Raw genomic sequence first — 18,785 nt, 5'->3', positions numbered from 1 at the left:
GCTGATAGCAATACCAGCTAATTTACTTTTAACATGTTTTTCAACTCTTTAAATTTTGCTATTTTCCTGCCAATAGTTTTTCTGTTGTATTGGTTTATGCCGAATAAATCAAAGACTTCCCAAAATTATATTCTTATACTGGCGAGTTATTATTTTTATTCGTGTTGGGATTGGCGATTTTTATTTCTGTTACTTTTTTCAACGTTGCTGGTATATTTTGCCGGAATCCGGTTAGAGAACAATTCCTCACAAAGGTTACGGAAGTTTTGGCTTTGGCTGACAATAATAATTTGCCTTAGTGTACTTGGCTTTTTCAAATATTACAATTTCTTTTCCAAATCCTTTGCTGATTTGTTTAGTACAATCGGATTTAATGTCAGTCCAATTATATTGAAAATAGTACTTCCGGTCGGAATTTCATTTTATATTTTTCATGGCTTGTCCTATATCATCGATATTTATTACAAACGAATTAAGGCTGAACACAATTTTGTTGATTATTCATTATTCGTGAGCTATTTCCCTTTGCTGGTTGCCGGACCGATTGAAAGAGCGACGCATCTTTTACCGCAATTAAAAGTAAAAAGAGAATTCGATTTCGAAAAAGCCAAAGAAGGAATCTACCAAATCATTTGGGGTTTGGTCAAAAAAGTGGTTATTGCTGATACGTGTGCAAACTACACTAACGAAATTTTCAATCATTACAATTCGATGAATTCGCTGTCGCTGATTTTGGGTGCGGTTTATTTTGCTTTCCAGATTTATGGCGACTTTTCAGGTTATTCCGATATTGCTTTAGGAACGTCAAAACTCTTCGGGATTGATTTACTGAAGAACTTCAATTATCCTTATTTTTCAAGAGATATCGCCGAATTTTGGCGACGTTGGCACATTTCGTTAACGACATGGTTTCGCGATTATTTATACATTCCACTAGGTGGAAGCAAAGGCTCAAAATGGTTTAAAGTCAGAAACACTTTTATCATTTTTTTGGTTAGTGGATTTTGGCATGGTGCAAGCTGGACATTTATCGCCTGGGGATTTATCAATGCACTGTATTTTATTCCCTTGTTGTTATTAAACAGAAACCGAAACAACATCGAAGAGTTTGAATTAGGATTAAATTTTTCGTCGCTCAGAATTATTTTCAATATTCTCATCACATTTATAATTACGTGTTTCGCCTGGATATTTTTCCGTGCAAAAACAATTCATGATGCGTTATTTTACATCAAGCGAATGTTTACCGATATGCATTTTTCAAAGCAATATTTCAGTATCGAACGCTATAGTTATGAGCTTTTGTTAATGCTATTTGTATTTGTAATTGTCGAATGGAACAGCCGAACTAAAATTGAACCAATATCCGGGAAATATAGTTGGCTGAAATTAGGCTTATGCCTGGCTGCTATTGTGGCTTTGGGAGTATTTTCGGATTATAAGGAGTTTATTTATTTTCAGTTCTAATGAAGAAGTTTTTAATATTCATAGTAAAAGCATTGGCAATATTAATCCTTGTAATGGGAATTCTTGATGTGCTGTATACCCTGGTTTACAAGCAAAATGATGACCGAAATAAAATCAGTTATCTATACAATTCAAAAGACAAAAATTATGATGTTGTTTTCCTCGGTTCTTCCCGCGTCAACAATCATTTGGTACCAAAAATATTTAATGAGCAAGGCTATAAAACGTTCAACTTTGGAATTACGCGTTCCCGACTGGAAGAATCAGCATTGATGTTAAAGTTGATGGTCGAACGCAACTATAAGATTAAAAATCTCATCCTACAGGTAGATTTGAATATTAACACAAATGATCATTCCGAAGCCATACGTTCTTTGTTTATGCCTTATTTGCATCAATCACAAATTATCCAGGATCATTACAACGATATACCTGAGTATAAAAAACTGGTTTATATCCCGTTTTACAGGTATCTGCATTATGATGCGCGTGTTGGATTTAGGGAAATGTACTTTTCACTTGTTCATAAGAAAACAAATGCTTTGGATAATGATGGGTTTAATCCTTTGAAATCAATCCCGGGAAAAATGGTTCCTGCAGATTTATCGAAATATTATCCAAAAAGGAATATTGGCTACGAAGAAATCAAAGCCATTTGCAAAAAAAATAATATCAATTTAATTGCGATAACAACACCAATGTGCATGAGTACTATCAACAGGGATTATTTCAATCATATCAATTCGGTTTATCCCGAAATCCATAGATTTGAAAACGCCGTAACTGATGATAAATATTTTTCAACCTGTGGCCATATGAACAAAGCCGGTGCGATTGAATTTACGAAGGTAGTTTTCAGCGCCTTTTTTAAACCCAAATCAAAACCTTGAAAAAACTACACTACATACTTTTTCTTTTCAGCTTTATCTCTTTTGCGCAACACAATTCCAAAATGATTGTGGAAGTCGACAATGAAAAGAAGGAATTGACGGTCAATCAGGAATTGATCTACTTCAATCAAACCAACGACACACTGACTAATATCGTTTTAAACGATTGGATGAATGGTTACACATCAAAGAACACTCCTTTGGCAGCACGTTTTTCCGATGAGTTTGGAAGAAGTTTTCATTTGGCCAAAGAAAAAGAAAGAGGCCGAACCAATAACATTACTATCGCTGATGGAAGTAAGACTTTGTTGACCTGGGAAAGAGATAAAAACTATCCTGATGTTATTCAAATTCGGCTTAAAGAAAAGTTGCTGCCCAATCAAAAAGCAAGCTTTACGCTGAGTTATACTGTGAAAATTCCGAGCGATAAATTTACAAAATATGGCTATGGCGAAAACGGCAAAATGTATCTCAAAAACTGCTTTCTTATTCCGGCGCGATACGAAAAAAAAGGGTTTGCCAAGTATGACAATTTAAATTTAGACGATTGTGCCAACGCGCTTTCGGACTATGATGCTGTTGTCAAAGTGCCACAAAAATTTGATTTGTTTTCAGATTTGTATGAAACACAAAGAGAAACTACAAATGGTTTAAACAACTATCATTTCTCAGGGAAAAACCGCCAGGATTTCAATCTGTTTGTCGATGGAAAAAAGGATTTCGAAATCTATAAAAACGGCAGTATTGAAGTCGTTTCCAATTTAAAAGACGATAGGTTAAACGATATTCAAAGAGCCATTATTATTGATAGAATTGTAAATTATGTTTCCGAAAATCTGGGTAAATTTCCACAATCAAAAGTCACTGTTGCTCAGGCTGATTATGACAGAAATCCTTTTTACGGATTAAATCAACTACCACTTTTTATCAGCCCTTTTCCCGATGAGTTTTTATATGAAATTAAGTTTCTAAAAACCTACTTAAACAATTATCTGCACAACACTTTACAACTTGATCCGCGAAAAGACAACTGGATTTATGACGGAATTCAGGTCTATGTTATGATGAAATATATAGAAGAACATCATCCTGACAGCAAAATGATGGGAAGTGTTGCCAAGTTAAAATTGTTGAGAGGTTATAATCTGGTAAGCCTAAATTTTAATGGTCAGTACAGCTATTTGTACATGCTGATGGCACGAAAAAATTTGGATCAGGCTTTGAGTAATCCAAAAAACACTTTGATAAAATTCAACGAAAAAATTGCCTCAAAATACAGAGCCGGATTGAGTTTGAGATATCTTGACAGTTATTTGGAAAACAATAGTGTGCCAAATAGCATTAAGGAATTCGTTGCCTTAAATAAAACAAAGCAAACCCAGGCAAAAGATTTTGAAAGTATTTTAACAACCAATTCCCCTAAAAAAATAGATTGGTTTTTTGATAAAATAATCGATTCCCGTGACATTATCGATTTTAAATTCGACAAACTTACCCGAACCAAAGACAGTGTTAGTTTTTCTTTAAAAAACAAAACCGAAACCAATGTACCTATTTCTGTGTATGGCATAAAAGATAAAAATGTCGTCTTCAAAAAATGGTTTGACACCGTTATTAAAGATAGCATTTATACTATTCCGAGAAATAATGCTGAGAAAATTGTTATCAATTACAAAAATGAAGTTCCCGAATATAATCTGAGAAACAACTGGCGTTCCTTAAGCAGTTTGCGCGTTACTAATCGTCCGATAAAATTCATTTTCTTTAAAGATTTAGAAGATCCTTATTACAATCAAGTAGTTTATATTCCGACTTTAGAATACAATTTATATGATGGGCTTTTACCCGGAATACGCCTTCATAATAAAACAATCCTAGACAAACCTTTCAATTTCGATTTAAATCCGACAGTTTCTACCAAAGCACAAAGCCTTTCAGGTAAAGGTTATCTGTATTTCAATCAATTCAATCGCGATAGTAATTTGTACTTTATCCGCTATATGATGAGCGGTCAATACCTGCATTATGCGCCTGATGCATATTATACTAAGTTGGCACCAACAATATTTTTCAATATCAGACCTGACGATTTCAGAGATAATAGAAAAGAATTATTTATTGTAAAAGAAGTCATTGTCAGTAAGGAAAAAACAGCATTTACGGTAGCAGATAAAAGTGAAAATTATGCTGTTTTCAACACAAAATATATCAACACAAAAACGGAAGTCACCAACCATCTTTCTTTTATGGGAGATTTTCAATACGCTCCCGATTTTGGAAAACTTGCGGGAGAAATTCAATACCGAAGACTCTTTGACAACAATCGTTCGCTAAATATTCGTCTGTTTGCCGGAACCTTTTTGCACAACAAAACGAAGTCAACCTATTTTGACTTTGGCTTAGACAGACCAACCGATTATCTTTTTGAAAGCGAATATTTAGGTCGTTCCGAAACCAAAGGATTATTTAGTCAGCAATCTATTGTTTCTGATGGTTTTTTCAAATCAATGCTTGAAACCAGAACAGCAAACAGATGGATGACAACCGTTAATGCCGGTTATAGCATTTGGACTTGGATTGAGGCGTATGGCGATATCGGTTTTATCAAAAACGCGAACATTGCACCAAAATTTGTTTACGACGGCGGAATACGCCTAAATCTCGTAACCGACTATTTCGAATTATATTTTCCTGTTTATTCCAATAACGGTTGGGAAATTGGCCAACAAAATTACGGCGAAAGAATCAGATTTATCGTAGCTTTCAGACCGGAAACACTGATTACACTTTTTACCAGAAAATGGTTTTAAACGCAAGTTAAACTATTCTTATATTGAATATTTATCTGAATACTTGTCTTTTTGTTGAATATTTTTCATTGAAACTTCTTTTTATAACATATAAATTACAGATAATTAAAATATATTTTCGGGTCATAATATAAATTTATTGCTTCTTTTTATTTAAATTTGTTTCGTCACGAAATATTTCCTTTTATATGTCTGAAACCACTTCCAAAACCGAAATTACATTTGAAGACTTCAAACAAGAAGTTTTAAATGATTACAAAATTGCCACAATAAGTAGAGAATGTAGTCTTTTAGGTCGAAAGGAAGTGCTAACCGGAAAAGCAAAATTCGGAATCTTTGGTGACGGAAAAGAAGTGCCGCAATTAGCGATGGCTAAGGCATTTCAAAACGGTGATTTCCGCTCCGGTTATTATCGTGATCAAACGTTTATGATGGCAATTGGTGAGTTAACTATTCAACAATTTTTTGCCGGTTTATATGGTCATCCCGATTTAGAGCACGATCCAATGAGTGCCGGAAGACAAATGGGTGGTCATTTTACCACACATTCCATCGATGAAAACGGGAATTGGAAAAACCTGACCCAACAAAAAAATTCAAGCGCAGATATTTCGCCTACTGCCGGTCAAATGCCAAGACTTTTGGGATTAGCGCAAGCATCAAAAATATATAGAAACGTTCGTGGATTGGAAAATTTTACCAATTTCTCTAACAACGGAAATGAAGTTGCCTGGGGAACCATTGGTAATGCTTCCTCTTCGGAAGGACCGTTTTTTGAAACCATCAATGCAGCCGGCGTTTTGCAAGTTCCAATGGTAATCAGTGTTTGGGATGACGAATACGGAATTTCGGTACATGCCAGACATCAAACTACTAAAGAAAATATTTCTGAAATACTAAAAGGTTTTCAGCGTGATGAACATAATAACGGTTACGAAATTTTAACTGTCAAAGGTTGGGATTATCCTGCTTTAGTAGCAACTTACGAAAAAGCAGCCGAAATTGCCCGCGAAGAACATGTTCCGGTTTTGATTCACGTGCAGGAATTGACACAACCACAAGGACATTCAACTTCGGGTTCACACGAACGTTATAAAGACGCTGACCGTTTAGCTTGGGAAACCGAGTTTGACTGCGTGGCGCAAATGAGAACTTGGTTACTTCAAAATGATTTGGCTACAGCCGAAGAATTAGATGCCATTCAGGCCAACTCCAAAAAAGAAGTTTTAGAAGGTAAAAAAGTGGCTTGGGCAGCTTTTATTTCTCCGATGAAAGAAGAGCAACTGGAATTAATTTCGTTGTTAAACAGCATAGCAAGTTCAAGTGCTAATAAAGTTTTTATCGAAAAACAGGCTGTTGATTTAGCAGCCATAAAAGAACCTATCCGTAAAGAAATTTTAGCTGTTGCCCGTAAAGTTTTGCGATTGCTTGTTAATGAAAATGGCAGAGCACAATTGGCAACCTGGATAACAAATTACCTGGACAAAATCCAACCAAAATTCAGCTCTCATTTATATTCTCAATCGGATAAAAACATACTGAATGTCACTGAAGTAAAAGCCACTTATGACGATGCTGCCGACGAAGTCGATGCGCGTTTGTTATTGCGTGATAACTTTGATGCGATATTCAATAAATATCCTGAAGTATTGGTTTTTGGTGAAGATGCCGGAAACATTGGTGATGTTAACCAAGGATTGGAAGGCATGCAGGAAAAATACGGAGAACTTCGTGTGGCCGATACCGGAATTCGTGAAGCTACCATTCTCGGACAAGGAATCGGAATGGCAATGCGTGGTTTGCGCCCAATTGCCGAAATTCAATATTTAGATTATTTGTTATATGCGATTCAAATCATGAGTGATGATTTGGCCACACTACAATACAGAACGCGAGGCAGACAAAAAGCGCCTTTGATTATCAGAACTCGTGGCCATCGTTTGGAAGGAATCTGGCATTCGGGTTCACCAATGGGAATGATTATCAATGCAATTCGTGGTATTCACGTTTTGGTACCGAGAAATATGACTAAAGCAGCTGGTTTTTATAACACTTTGTTAGAAACTGATGAACCGGCTTTGGTAATTGAATGTTTGAACGGTTATCGTTTAAAAGAAAAAATGCCAACCAATTTAGGTGAATTCAAAACTCCGATTGGAGTGGTAGAAACCATCAAAACCGGTAGTGACATTACCATTGTTTCTTATGGCTCAACACTTCGAATTATAGAACAGGCAGCAAAAGAATTACTGGAAGTTGGTATTGATGTAGAAATTATCGATGCCCAATCGTTGTTGCCATTTGACATCAATAAAGACTGCGTAAAATCAGTTATGAAAACAAACCGCCTGTTAGTGATTGATGAAGATGTTCCTGGTGGCGCATCTGCTTATCTTTTGCAGCAAATTATAGAAGAACATAATGGCTACCAATATTTGGATAGCCAACCTCAAACGCTGACTTCAAAAGAACATCGTCCGGCATACGGAACTGATGGTGATTATTTCTCAAAACCTTCTGTAGAAGATGTCTTTGAAAAAGTGTATGCGATTATGCACGAAGCAAAACCGGATAAGTTTTCTAGTTTGTATTAATACTTCCTTAGTTTATTAAGTAATTTCCTTTACCCTATTTTGTGCAAATAGTAAAATAACTATCAAAAAATAGCAAATCGATAATTTGACAACGATTTAATTATTATATTGATAAAAGTTAACACTTTGTTTAGATTTGTTATTTTATATTTAATCATTTTGATAATTTAGTAAAAATTTATCAATAATGAAAGTCGAAGAACAAGGCCTTTACTTGCCCGAATTTGAGCATGACAATTGTGGCGCAGGATTTATTTGCAATTTAAACGGAATAAAAACCAACGATATAATTCACAAAGCGCTCGATATTTTAATAAAATTAGAACATCGTGGTGCCGTAAGTGCAGATGGGAGAACCGGTGATGGTGCCGGAATTCTGTTTGACATTCCTCATGATTTCTTTAAAAAAGTTTGCTCTTTCGAAATTCCGGAACCACGAGAATACGCGGTCGGAATGGTTTTTTTGCCTAAAAGTGTCAATCAGGTTGCTTTCTGTAAAACAGCATTTGAAAATGCTATTAGCGAGCAAAACCTAAAAATCATTGGCTGGCGTGATGTTCCTGTAGATGTTTCCAACCTTGGCCAAATAGCCGCGGAAAAAGAACCAACTATCAAACAGGTATTTGTGAGTAAAGGTGACTTAGATCTCACCGAACAACAATTCAATGCCAAACTATTTGCCGCCAGAAAAATTGCCGAACATGTCATTATAAATTCCAAAATTTCAGAAAGCTATCGCTTCTATTTTACCAGTTTATCTACTACAACCATAATATACAAAGGGCTTTTAATGCCAGAAGATATCAGTCGCTATTACACTGATTTAGAGGATGACGACTTGGTTACCCGACTTGCCTTGGTGCATCAACGGTTTTCAACCAATACTTTTCCTTCATGGGAATTGGCGCAACCATTCCGCTATATGTGCCACAACGGAGAAATCAATACACTTCGTGGGAATATTAGCCGTATGCGTGCCCGTGAAGAATTAATGAAAAGCGATGTTTTTGGTGATGACATTAAAAAATTATTCCCTATTATTTTAGAAGGAAAATCAGATTCCGCTTCGATGGATATGGTTATCGAATTGTTACTGATGACCGGTCGTTCTTTACCCGAAGTCATGATGATGGTTGTTCCCGAAGCCTGGGAAAAACACCAAACTATGTCAGAAGACAAAAAAGCATTCTATGAATACAATTCGTGTATCATGGAACCTTGGGATGGACCAGCTTCAATTCCGTTTACCGATGGAAATGTAATTGGTGCTTTATTAGACCGAAATGGTTTGCGCCCGTCACGATATACAGTAACCAAAAGTGGTTTTGTAATTATGTCATCCGAAATTGGCGTACTCGATATAAAACCCGAAGACGTAGTACAACACGGAAGATTAGAGCCTGGAAAAATGTTCCTCGTAGACATGAACAAAGGCCGAATTATTGAAGACGACGAAGTAAAAAAAGCCGTAGTTACCAAACGTCCGTACAAAAAATGGTTAAACGAGAATCTGTTGCAACTGGCTAAAATACCATACACTAATAATCCTATTCCGGTTGAAACGGTACCATTTGAAACCCGACAACGCTTGTTTGGATACACCATTGAAGATTTAAAAACCATCATAAACCCGATGGGTGAACAAGGCGCAGAAGCGATCAGCTCAATGGGAAATGACACGCCGCTTGCTGTTTTATCAGACCAGCCTCAATTATTATACAACTACTTCAAACAGCAATTTGCCCAGGTTACCAATCCACCATTAGACGGAATTCGGGAAGAAATTATCACCGATATTAGTCTTGCCATTGGTGGCGATTTCAACATATTTGATATTGAACCAAAGCATTGTAAAAAACTAAAAATCCAAAATCCGGTTATTTCCAACGAGGATTTGGATAAAATCAGAAACATCAATCATGTCGATTTCAAATCGGTTACGATTTCAACTTTGTATGAAATTGAAAAAGGAGTCAATGGTTTGGAGCGCGGTTTAGAAAAATGTGTACAGGCCACTTTCAAAGCGGTTTCGGAAGGCTGCAATATTGTAATTCTTTCAGATAGAAATGTGAGCGAAAAAATGGCACCTATTCCGATGCTATTGGCTTGTTCGTATATTCATCATTCACTAAATACTCTTAAAGTACGCTCTAAATTTGGGATTTTAATCGAATCTGCTGAGCCAAGAGAACCGCATCATTTTGCGCTATTATTTGGTTATGGTGCCAGCGCCATCAATCCATACATGGTAAACGAAATTATTCATGAGCAGGTAAATCAAGGTTTTATTACCAATGTAAAAGCAGACTACGCTATTAAAAACTATAACAAAGCGATTGCCAAAGGAATTCTGAAAATCATGAATAAAATTGGAATTTCAACTTTGCATTCGTACAGAGCGGCTCAAATTTTTGAAATCCTGGGATTAAATAAAACCTTTACTTCAAAGTATTTCCCAAATACGCCTTCTCGAATTGAAGGAATTGGTTTGATGGAAGTTGAAAAAGAAGTCAAAAAAAGATACCAAAAGGCATTTCCAAATTCAGAAATATCCAATTTATTACCACTCGAAATTGGAGGCATTTACAGATGGCGAAGAAATGGTGAGAAACATATGTTCAATCCAACGACCATTGCAAAATTACAGCAAGCGGTTAGATTAAACAGTCCGGAAAGCTATAAGGAATATTCCAAAATGGTCAACGAACAAAGTGAAAACCTCATGACTATTCGTGGTTTATTTGAATTTAACAATTACGATCCGATTTCGATTGATGAAGTAGAGCCTTGGACAGAAATCGTAAAAAAATTCAAAACCGGAGCCATGTCTTATGGTTCAATTAGCCAGGAAGCACATGAAAATTTGGCCATTGCCATGAACAGAATTGGCGGAAAAAGCAATTCAGGTGAAGGTGGCGAAGATGCAAAACGATATCAAAAAGATCTTAACGGAGATTCCAGAAATAGTGCTATTAAACAAGTAGCGTCGGGAAGATTTGGCGTTTCTATCAATTATTTGACCAACGCTAAGGAAATTCAAATCAAAATGGCACAAGGGGCAAAACCTGGTGAAGGTGGACAATTACCTGGCGAAAAAGTAGTGCCGTGGATTGCTGAAACACGAAATTCAACGCCTTATGTTGGACTGATTTCTCCGCCACCACATCACGATATTTATTCGATTGAAGATTTATCTCAATTGATTTTTGATTTAAAAAATGCGAATCGCGAAGCACGGGTTAATGTAAAATTGGTTTCCGAAGTTGGTGTAGGAACAATTGCTGCCGGTGTTGCCAAAGCCAAAGCCGATGTAATCCTGATTTCGGGTTACGATGGTGGAACCGGTGCCGCACCATTAACATCATTGCAACACACCGGAATTCCATGGGAACTTGGATTGGCAGAAGCACAACAGACTTTAATTCTGAATGATTTGCGAAGCCGCGTCGTTCTTGAATGTGACGGACAATTAAAAACAGGTCGTGATGTTGCCATTGCTGCTTTGCTTGGCGCAGAAGAATTTGGTTTTGCTACGGCGCCATTAGTAGCTTCGGGTTGCATTATGATGCGTGCCTGTCATTTGAATACGTGTCCTGTCGGCATCGCGACTCAAGATCCTGAACTTCGTAAAAACTTCAAAGGAACACCGGAACACATCATTAATTTCATGTATTTCATCGCTGAAGAATTGCGCGAAATAATGGCACAACTTGGTTTTAGAACATTAAAAGAAATGGTTGGACAATCTCAAAAACTGAACGTCAACAAAGCCATCAAACATTATAAAGCTAGTGGTTTGGATTTATCGACCATTCTTTACAAACCGGAAAAAGCTAAAGTAGTTCCGAATCACAATACAATGTCGCAAGACCATCATTTAGAACACGTACTCGATTTTGAAATTATAAAAGCGGCAATTCCTTCTATTTACAGAAAAGAAAGAACCCGAATTAACTTCAAAATTAAAAATACAGATCGTTCTGTTGGTGCCATATTAAGTAATGAAATTTCGAAAATATATGGCGCACAAGGTTTACCCGAAGACACTATTCTAATAGATTTTGAAGGTTCAGCCGGACAAAGTTTTGGGGCGTTTGCTACGAATGGTTTGTCGTTTAAAATTCACGGTAACTGCAATGATTATTTGGGTAAAGGACTTTCCGGCGGAAAGCTGATTATCAAAGTTCCTCCTACTGCGACTTTCAAACCTGAAGAGAATATCATTATTGGTAACGTTGCATTATACGGCGCAATTACGGGAGAAGCTTACATAAACGGAATGGCCGGTGAGCGTTTTTGTGTTAGAAATTCAGGTGCAACTGCTGTTGTGGAAGGCGTTGGAGATCATGGTTGTGAATATATGACTGGTGGAACTGTCGTCGTTTTAGGAAAAACAGGACGGAATTTTGCCGCTGGAATGAGCGGTGGCGTTGCCTATGTTTTTGACAAGAAAAAAGAATTTGAAAAAGGCTTGTGCAATATGGAAATGGTTGCGCTGGAAACTTTGGATGAAAATGATTTGGCTCAACTTAAACGATTAATAAAAAGACATTCGCTTTTCACCAATAGTCCGTTGGCGAAAGTGATGCTCGATGATTGGGAAAATCAGCAGAAATATTTTATCAAAGTAATGCCAACCGATTATAAAAAAGCATTGCAAAGAATATCAGAAGAAAAACAAATAGCAGCATTAATAGCAAATTGAGATGGGAAAGTTAGGTGGATTTAAAGAATACGACAGAGCCGACGAGAGTAATTTGGTTGTTCAGGAAAGGGTTTCAAATTATAACGAATTTACAATTCCGTTACCCAAGCAAAAAATAAAAGAGCAAGGTTCAAGATGCATGGATTGTGGTATTCCCTTTTGTCACAGTGCTTGTCCGTTGGGGAATTTAATCCCCGATTTTAATGACATGGTGCATCAGGAAGAATGGCAAAGTGCTTTAGAAATTTTACAATCAACAAATAATTTCCCTGAATTTACAGGAAGATTATGTCCGGCACCATGCGAAAAATCATGTGTGTTAGGCATTATCAGCGAACCTGTAGCTATTGAAAATATTGAAAAAAACATAGTGGAAAGAGGTTTTGCCGAAGGTTGGATAAAACCACAACCACCTCAAATCAGAACCGGAAAAACCGTAGCCGTAATTGGTTCCGGTCCGGCCGGATTGGCAGCAGCACAGCAATTAAACCGTGCCGGTCATTTGGTTACCGTTTTCGAAAGAGACAATGCTATTGGCGGTTTGCTTCGTTATGGCATTCCAAATTTTAAATTAGAAAAAGCCATCATCGACAGACGCATCGCTATTCTTGAAGCCGAAGGAATTGTGTTTAAAACCAATGTCAATGTGGGCGTAAATTATAGCATAAAACAACTCAATTCGTTTGACGCAGTCGTTTTATGTGGCGGCGCAACCGATAAAAGAAGTTTGCCAACCAGAGGCATTGAAAGCAAAGGTGTTGTACAGGCCATGACTTTTTTGACACAACAAACCAAAGCATTGTACGGAGAAACTATTCCAAATCAAATAACTGCAAAAGGTAAAAACGTTATTGTTATTGGCGGTGGAGACACGGGTTCTGACTGTGTTGGTACCTCTAACAGACAAGGTGCAAAATCGGTGACGAATTTTGAAATTTTACCAAAACCACCGGAATACAGAAGCGAAACAACGCCATGGCCATTTTGGCCTTTGCAATTAAAAACATCTTCTTCACACGAAGAAGGCTGCGATAGAAACTGGCTTATCAACACCAAAGAATTTATTTCTAATGACAAAGGAGAATTAACCGGATTAAAAACGGTTGAAGTGGCTTGGAAAATGACTCCGGGACAACGCCCTGAACTCATTGAAAAAGAAGGTTCCGAAAAAATATGGCCTTGCGAATTGGCTTTATTGGCACTTGGTTTTACCGGTCCAGAAAAGACTTTGAGCGATCAACTAGGAATTGAGATTGATGCCAGAAACAATTACAAAGCCAAAAACTATCAAACCAATATCCAGAATATTTTTACTGCCGGTGATATGCGACGCGGACAATCTTTAATCGTTTGGGCTATTTCTGAAGGACGTGAAGCCGCAAGAGAAGTTGATAATTATTTGATGGGCTACACCAATTTACCAACCAAAGGAAATGGCGATTTACCAAACTTGTAATCAAATCAAAATCTGCATAAAATCATAAAACTATTGTCATTACTGACATCATAAACTATATTTGCCTTAAAATTAAAATCATGCAACCCAAAGAATTACTTGACTTAGCAGAACAATTCGGAAATCCGTTATATGTTTACGATGCCGAGAAAATTGAATTTCAGTACAAGCGTTTAACCAATGCTTTCAAAGTAGAAAAACTTCGCATCAATTATGCGATGAAAGCCTTGTCGAATATTTCAATTTTAAAGCTGCTCAAGAATTTGGGTTCGGGATTGGATACCGTTTCCATTCAGGAAGTGCGACTGGGTTTGCATGCAGGTTTTACTCCTGACCGAATCATTTTTACGCCAAACGGCGTTTCCTTTGAAGAGATTGAAGAAGTTGCTGCAATGGGCGTTCAAATCAATATTGACAACCTTTCTATTTTGGAGCATTTTGGTGCCAAACATCCAAAAGTTCCGGTTTGCATTCGTATCAATCCTCATGTGATGGCTGGTGGAAACGAGAATATTTCTGTAGGTCATATTGATAGTAAATTTGGGATTTCCATTTATCAGATTCCACATGTGCTGCGTATCGTTGAAAATACCAAGATGAACATCAACGGAATTCATATGCATACAGGTTCAGACATTTTGGATATTGAAGTGTTTTTGTATGCTTCGGAAATTTTATTTGATGTCGCCAAACAATTTAAAAATTTAGAATTCCTTGATTTTGGTTCCGGATTTAAAGTGCCTTATAAAAAAGACGATATCGAAACCAATGTAGAAGAATTGGGTAAAAAACTAACCAAACGTTTTCTGGCATTTGAAAAAGAATATGGCAGCGAACTCACATTGGCTTTTGAACCGGGAAAATTCTTGGTAAGCGAAGCAGGTTTCTTTTTGGCAAAAGTAAATGTTGTAAAACAAACCACATCGACTGTTTTTGCGGGAATTGACAGTGGCTTCAATCACTTGATTCGTCCGATGTTTTATGGTTCACAACATTATATAGAAAACATTTCCAAGCCAAAAGGCAAAGAGCGTTTTTACACCGTTGTGGGTTATATCTGTGAAACCGATACGTTTGCCAACAACCGAAGAATTGCCGAAATCCACGAAGGCGATATACTTTGTTTCAGAAATGCCGGTGCGTATTGTTTCTCGATGGCGTCTAACTATAATTCGCGCTTTAAACCTGCCGAAGTCTTATGGAAAAATGGCAAAGGACATTTAATCAGAGAACGCGAAACCTTTGATGATTTATTGCAAAATCAGATTTTGGTTGACTTATAAATATAATCCTGCTTCGGCGGGATTTTTTTATTGTTTGTAAGTTTTATTGTGAGAATTATATGTAGCGTGGTTTTTTTAGTAAATTAGATTTTGTAAATGTGACTTGCTGATATAAATGAGTTGGCAGCAATATTAACACGAACAAGGTGAAAAACAAAAGCAATATTCAAATACTTGTATTCTCAATCATAATGATTGTAGTTTGTTTTTTAAGTGTCTTACTATTTAATCTGCCCGCCTTTATTGATTCTTTTAATTTATCCAAAGAAAACGGCATTGGTAGCTCAATCGGCGGAATTACTGCACCAGTAATTGGAATAATCTCTTCCATCCTACTTTATCTTGCATTAACTAGACAAACTGAATCGAACGTTGAGCAAAAACTTAAAAATGAAAGTGACATAATTTTAATGTTACTTAACCAGCTTGAAAATGAGTTTGGTAGCTTTTATCATAGAATAAAAATAGATAAGGTTGAGCATAAGTACGTGGGATTTGATGGTTTTAATGAATTCTGCATCAGGATTATAAGAGAACAAGATTACAGAATTCTTGAAAGACAAATAAAATCATTTAAATCTTTTTATGAATCTGGTCAAATCATTTTGATTGTTGACTCTTTTAACATTATACGCAAACGAATAGAAATTTCTGAAATATCAGAAGAAATGAAAGATTTGTTTACCGAGAAACTGAACTCATTTTATGAAACAAGACTAAAAGAAAATCTTGAGAAATTAAATGAGGTTTTTGAGAATCATGAGTTCTTTAAAGATGAATGGACAGAGAAAATAAAAAAAGTTGTTGAAAATAATAAATAAATACTGCTACCCGTTAGCACGGAATTGCATTCCATACATTACATAACTGAGAATTTAGCACGGATTATAAATCCGCGACATCTAAACTAAAAAAGAAAAAATGGAAAATTTTATCATCTACTTATTTATCATACTATTTGTGGTAATTGCAATATATAGAAGTATCAATCCATCGAAAAAAAGGAGCGTAACTGATGACAGTTCTGATATACAAAATCAATCATTAATTAATCAGCAGCATCTTGATCAAATTCATCAACAAAACGTATTAAATCAAACAATAATTGATCAACAAAACATGCAAACCCAAATTGATATTCAGCAACAACAAAATTTTGATAGTAATTAATTAGAAACAACTACAAAAGCACTAAACATCCCATGAAAAAAATAATCACATTACTTCTTCTATTTTATTCCATTGCTAACTTTTCACAAACTGCCGAAAAGGTCGAGGACAATAATATTTACAACGTTGCCGGACTTAATACAAAACCTGAATTTCCGGGTGGATTGGATAAATTAAAATCGCTTGTAAATGAAAGCTACTTAAAAACATATCCCGCAGAAGTAAAAGGAAAAGTATATGCCATATTTGTAATAGAAAAAGATGGTTCGCTTAGCGATGTGAAAATCCTTCGTGGCGTTGATGCTGATAAAGCCAAGGAATTAATTCGGATATTAGAAAACCTGCCAAAGTGGAATCCCGGAAAAGTGAAGGATCAAATTGTCAGGGTGCTTTATACTGTTCCGTTGGTTATTGGTAAATAATGACCTTTCAAAATCGCAATACAATAATAACTCTTGGTAAAATAGTTTTACCTATAATCTTTGTAGAGTTGTATATTAGTACCGTGACAATACTTTTACCATAAAAGACATGGGTTTATTAAGATTTCTTTTGGCAATAACAGTGGTGCTTGGACATTCCAGTTCAATTTTTGGATTTCAACTTGTTGGTGGAGCACTAGCTGTTCAGGCTTTTTATATCATTTCAGGATTTTATATGACTTTAATCCTTAATGAAAAATACGTAGGGAAAAACAGCTCATACAAATTATTCATATCGAACAGGCTTTTGCGATTGTTCCCAATATATTGGACTGTACTACTTTTAACTATTCTATACTCTGTCGTTGTATCAATTTATTCGAAAGGAAATGATTTAGGTAGTTTTAGTTACTATGCGGACTATTGGAACGTTATGAGTATTGGTAGTTTTATTTATTTTGTGTTTACCAATCTATTCCTTTTTTTGCAGGATACTGTTATGTTTTTATCATTAGATACTGCCAGCGGAAATCTCTTTTTTACTTCTAATTTTCATCGTCATACTCCTGCACTTTATAATTTTTTAATGGTTCCACAAGCATGGACTATCGGAGTTGAAATAGCTTTTTACATTATTGCCCCGTTTCTTGTACGAAGAAAACTCAACATCATCATTCCGTTAATCCTCCTTTCGTTGCTTCTTAGAGCTGTCTTATACTACCATTTTAACCTGAAAAACGATCCATGGACCTATCGTTTTTTTCCAACTGAATTGGTTTTTTTCCTTTTGGGAATTGTTTCTTATCATGCATACAAAAAATTAGATACGCTATCAATAAAAAAAATCTATCTGCAACTCATTTGGCTTTCCGTTATTGGAGCTACGCTTTTTCATAGTTTTCTACCCATACCACATAAAGACAAACTCTATTTATTTGGATTCTTCATTACCTTACCCTTTGTTTTCATTTTAACAAAAAACTGGAAAAAGGATGCCTACATAGGCGAATTATCCTATCCGATTTATATCTCTCATATATTGCTATTTACTATACTAAAGTCTCTGAATATTCCAATCACCGGTAGTCTATTGGGAATAACTTTATCAATACTAACGGTAGGGTTTTCTCTATTCTTAACTAATTTAGTCACTAAAAGAATTGAAAGAATAAGACAAAAGCGAATAGTGCCAAACCGTTAACCCGATAGTTCGGATAATCAAATTAATTATTATGCTTACACAAATCAATCCAAAACTTCCCATGCGCAATAAAGCCGTTACGCTTGACTATTATGTAAACCAATTGGGTTTCCGGCTATTTGGAAGCGCTGATCATGATGGTTATCTTATGGTTCAAAAAGACAACATCCAGATTCACTTTTTTGAATTTGCAGCACTTGATCAAACCGAAAACTATGGACAGGTTTATATTCGGGTTGATGGAATTGATAATTTTTACCAAAACTTATTGGACAGAAAAGTACGTATTCATCCCAATGGCTATTTAGAAGCCAAACCTTGGGGACAAAAAGAATTTTCGCTACTTGATCCAGACCACAATTTATTGACGTTTGGGGAAAGTATGTAACTATTGCGCTCCTTCTTCAAAAACAGCGCTATCGTCAGAAAAGGCAAAGTCATTTTCTGAAAAGTCCAGTATTTCAGCTTTATGGGCATAAGTAATAATTTCATCAATTCCTTTTTGCAACATAAGCTCTGTTGAAAATTTTCGGCTATTAGCCAAGACCAAACCGTCTTTAGATAACCTAAAAAAATACTTGTTAGATGCCTTTCTGACTTTTGTAAAAGCAAACAATGCCATGTTTTCTTTGATTGCTAAAATCATGCTTTCACAATCCGATTTATGTTTACAGGCGATACTGGTAAAAATTGTTTTCCCTTTTCTGGAGGCAAAAACAAACTTATAATCACCGTTGTATCTTTTACTAATTACAAACGTACTCATCCTTAATTTTAGAATTTTAGA

General features: G+C 36.0%; 13 protein-coding genes. 12 read left to right on the top strand and 1 reads right to left on the bottom strand.

Annotation, left to right across the window (positions count from 1 at the left end):
* Positions 1–33 precede the first annotated feature (33 nt).
* The 12 genes from GS03_RS06220 to GS03_RS06165 all read left to right on the top strand — a co-directional run bounded on the left by GS03_RS06220 (position 34) and on the right by GS03_RS06165 (position 18,386).
* Positions 34–1,467 (top strand): MBOAT family O-acyltransferase, encoded by a 1,434-nt coding sequence (locus GS03_RS06220; protein ID WP_136151689.1) that lies wholly within the window; start codon positions 34–36, stop codon positions 1,465–1,467.
* On the top strand, positions 1,467–2,357 hold the full coding sequence (locus GS03_RS06215; RefSeq protein ID WP_136151688.1) for a hypothetical protein: 891 nt from the start codon (positions 1,467–1,469) through the stop codon (positions 2,355–2,357). The genes GS03_RS06220 and GS03_RS06215 overlap by 1 nt, the downstream gene beginning before the upstream one ends.
* Positions 2,354–5,167, top strand: coding sequence for a gluzincin family metallopeptidase (locus tag GS03_RS06210; RefSeq protein ID WP_317128594.1), 2,814 nt, complete (start codon positions 2,354–2,356; stop codon positions 5,165–5,167). The genes GS03_RS06215 and GS03_RS06210 overlap by 4 nt, the downstream gene beginning before the upstream one ends.
* 188 nt (positions 5,168–5,355) lie before the next feature.
* A complete protein-coding gene (locus tag GS03_RS06205; protein WP_136151687.1) occupies positions 5,356–7,761 on the top strand; it encodes an alpha-ketoacid dehydrogenase subunit alpha/beta in 2,406 nt (801 codons plus the stop codon).
* Positions 7,762–7,948: 187 nt separating this feature from the next.
* Complete coding sequence (gene gltB, locus GS03_RS06200) at positions 7,949–12,466, top strand: glutamate synthase large subunit (protein ID WP_136151686.1); 4,518 nt, start codon at positions 7,949–7,951, stop codon at positions 12,464–12,466.
* A 1-nt stretch (position 12,467) separates the two neighbouring features.
* Entirely contained in the window at positions 12,468–13,922 is a 1,455-nt protein-coding gene (locus GS03_RS06195; protein ID WP_136151685.1) for a glutamate synthase subunit beta, read from the top strand.
* An 80-nt stretch (positions 13,923–14,002) separates the two neighbouring features.
* Entirely contained in the window at positions 14,003–15,205 is a 1,203-nt protein-coding gene (gene lysA, locus GS03_RS06190; protein ID WP_136151684.1) for a diaminopimelate decarboxylase, read from the top strand.
* Positions 15,206–15,351: 146 nt separating this feature from the next.
* On the top strand, positions 15,352–16,026 hold the full coding sequence (locus GS03_RS06185) for a hypothetical protein (protein ID WP_136151683.1): 675 nt from the start codon (positions 15,352–15,354) through the stop codon (positions 16,024–16,026).
* Between the two features lie 100 nt (positions 16,027–16,126).
* On the top strand, positions 16,127–16,375 hold the full coding sequence (locus GS03_RS06180) for a hypothetical protein (protein WP_136151682.1): 249 nt from the start codon (positions 16,127–16,129) through the stop codon (positions 16,373–16,375).
* A gap of 32 nt (positions 16,376–16,407) precedes the next feature.
* The gene (locus GS03_RS06175) at positions 16,408–16,797 is read left to right on the top strand and encodes an energy transducer TonB (protein ID WP_136151681.1); all 390 of its coding nucleotides are present in this window, start codon (positions 16,408–16,410) and stop codon (positions 16,795–16,797) included.
* Between the two features lie 109 nt (positions 16,798–16,906).
* Positions 16,907–17,998 carry an acyltransferase family protein gene (locus GS03_RS06170; protein ID WP_136151680.1) on the top strand — a complete coding sequence of 364 codons (1,092 nt, stop codon included), beginning with the start codon at positions 16,907–16,909 and terminating at the stop codon, positions 17,996–17,998.
* Between the two features lie 31 nt (positions 17,999–18,029).
* On the top strand, positions 18,030–18,386 hold the full coding sequence (locus GS03_RS06165; protein WP_136151679.1) for a bleomycin resistance protein: 357 nt from the start codon (positions 18,030–18,032) through the stop codon (positions 18,384–18,386).
* Here the strand turns inward: GS03_RS06165 and GS03_RS06160 are convergent, their stop codons facing one another.
* Positions 18,387–18,764 carry a DUF1508 domain-containing protein gene (locus tag GS03_RS06160; RefSeq protein WP_136151678.1) on the bottom strand — a complete coding sequence of 126 codons (378 nt, stop codon included), beginning with the start codon at positions 18,762–18,764 and terminating at the stop codon, positions 18,387–18,389. It lies immediately after the preceding gene.
* Positions 18,765–18,785: the final 21 nt, after the last annotated feature.

This window comes from Flavobacterium sangjuense, assembly GCF_004797125.1.
Taxonomy (GTDB): Bacteria; Bacteroidota; Bacteroidia; order Flavobacteriales; family Flavobacteriaceae; genus Flavobacterium; species Flavobacterium sangjuense.
Note: the sequence above shows the minus strand (reverse complement) of the source record. Positions and strands in the feature narration are given on the sequence as shown.

Bases quoted from the DNA above. Each gene is read 5' to 3' on its own strand.
- GS03_RS06220 (WP_136151689.1), top strand. From the start codon at position 34: ATGTTTTTCAACTCTTTAAATTTTGCTATTTTCCTGCCAATAGTTTTT.
- GS03_RS06215 (WP_136151688.1), top strand. From the start codon at position 1,467: ATGAAGAAGTTTTTAATATTCATAGTAAAAGCATTGGCAATATTAATC.
- GS03_RS06205 (WP_136151687.1), top strand. From the start codon at position 5,356: ATGTCTGAAACCACTTCCAAAACCGAAATTACATTTGAAGACTTCAAA.
- gltB (WP_136151686.1), top strand. From the start codon at position 7,949: ATGAAAGTCGAAGAACAAGGCCTTTACTTGCCCGAATTTGAGCATGAC.
- GS03_RS06195 (WP_136151685.1), top strand. From the start codon at position 12,468: ATGGGAAAGTTAGGTGGATTTAAAGAATACGACAGAGCCGACGAGAGT.
- lysA (WP_136151684.1), top strand. From the start codon at position 14,003: ATGCAACCCAAAGAATTACTTGACTTAGCAGAACAATTCGGAAATCCG.
- GS03_RS06180 (WP_136151682.1), top strand. From the start codon at position 16,127: ATGGAAAATTTTATCATCTACTTATTTATCATACTATTTGTGGTAATT.
- GS03_RS06175 (WP_136151681.1), top strand. From the start codon at position 16,408: ATGAAAAAAATAATCACATTACTTCTTCTATTTTATTCCATTGCTAAC.
- GS03_RS06170 (WP_136151680.1), top strand. From the start codon at position 16,907: ATGGGTTTATTAAGATTTCTTTTGGCAATAACAGTGGTGCTTGGACAT.
- GS03_RS06165 (WP_136151679.1), top strand. From the start codon at position 18,030: ATGCTTACACAAATCAATCCAAAACTTCCCATGCGCAATAAAGCCGTT.
- GS03_RS06160 (WP_136151678.1), bottom strand. From the start codon at position 18,764: ATGAGTACGTTTGTAATTAGTAAAAGATACAACGGTGATTATAAGTTT.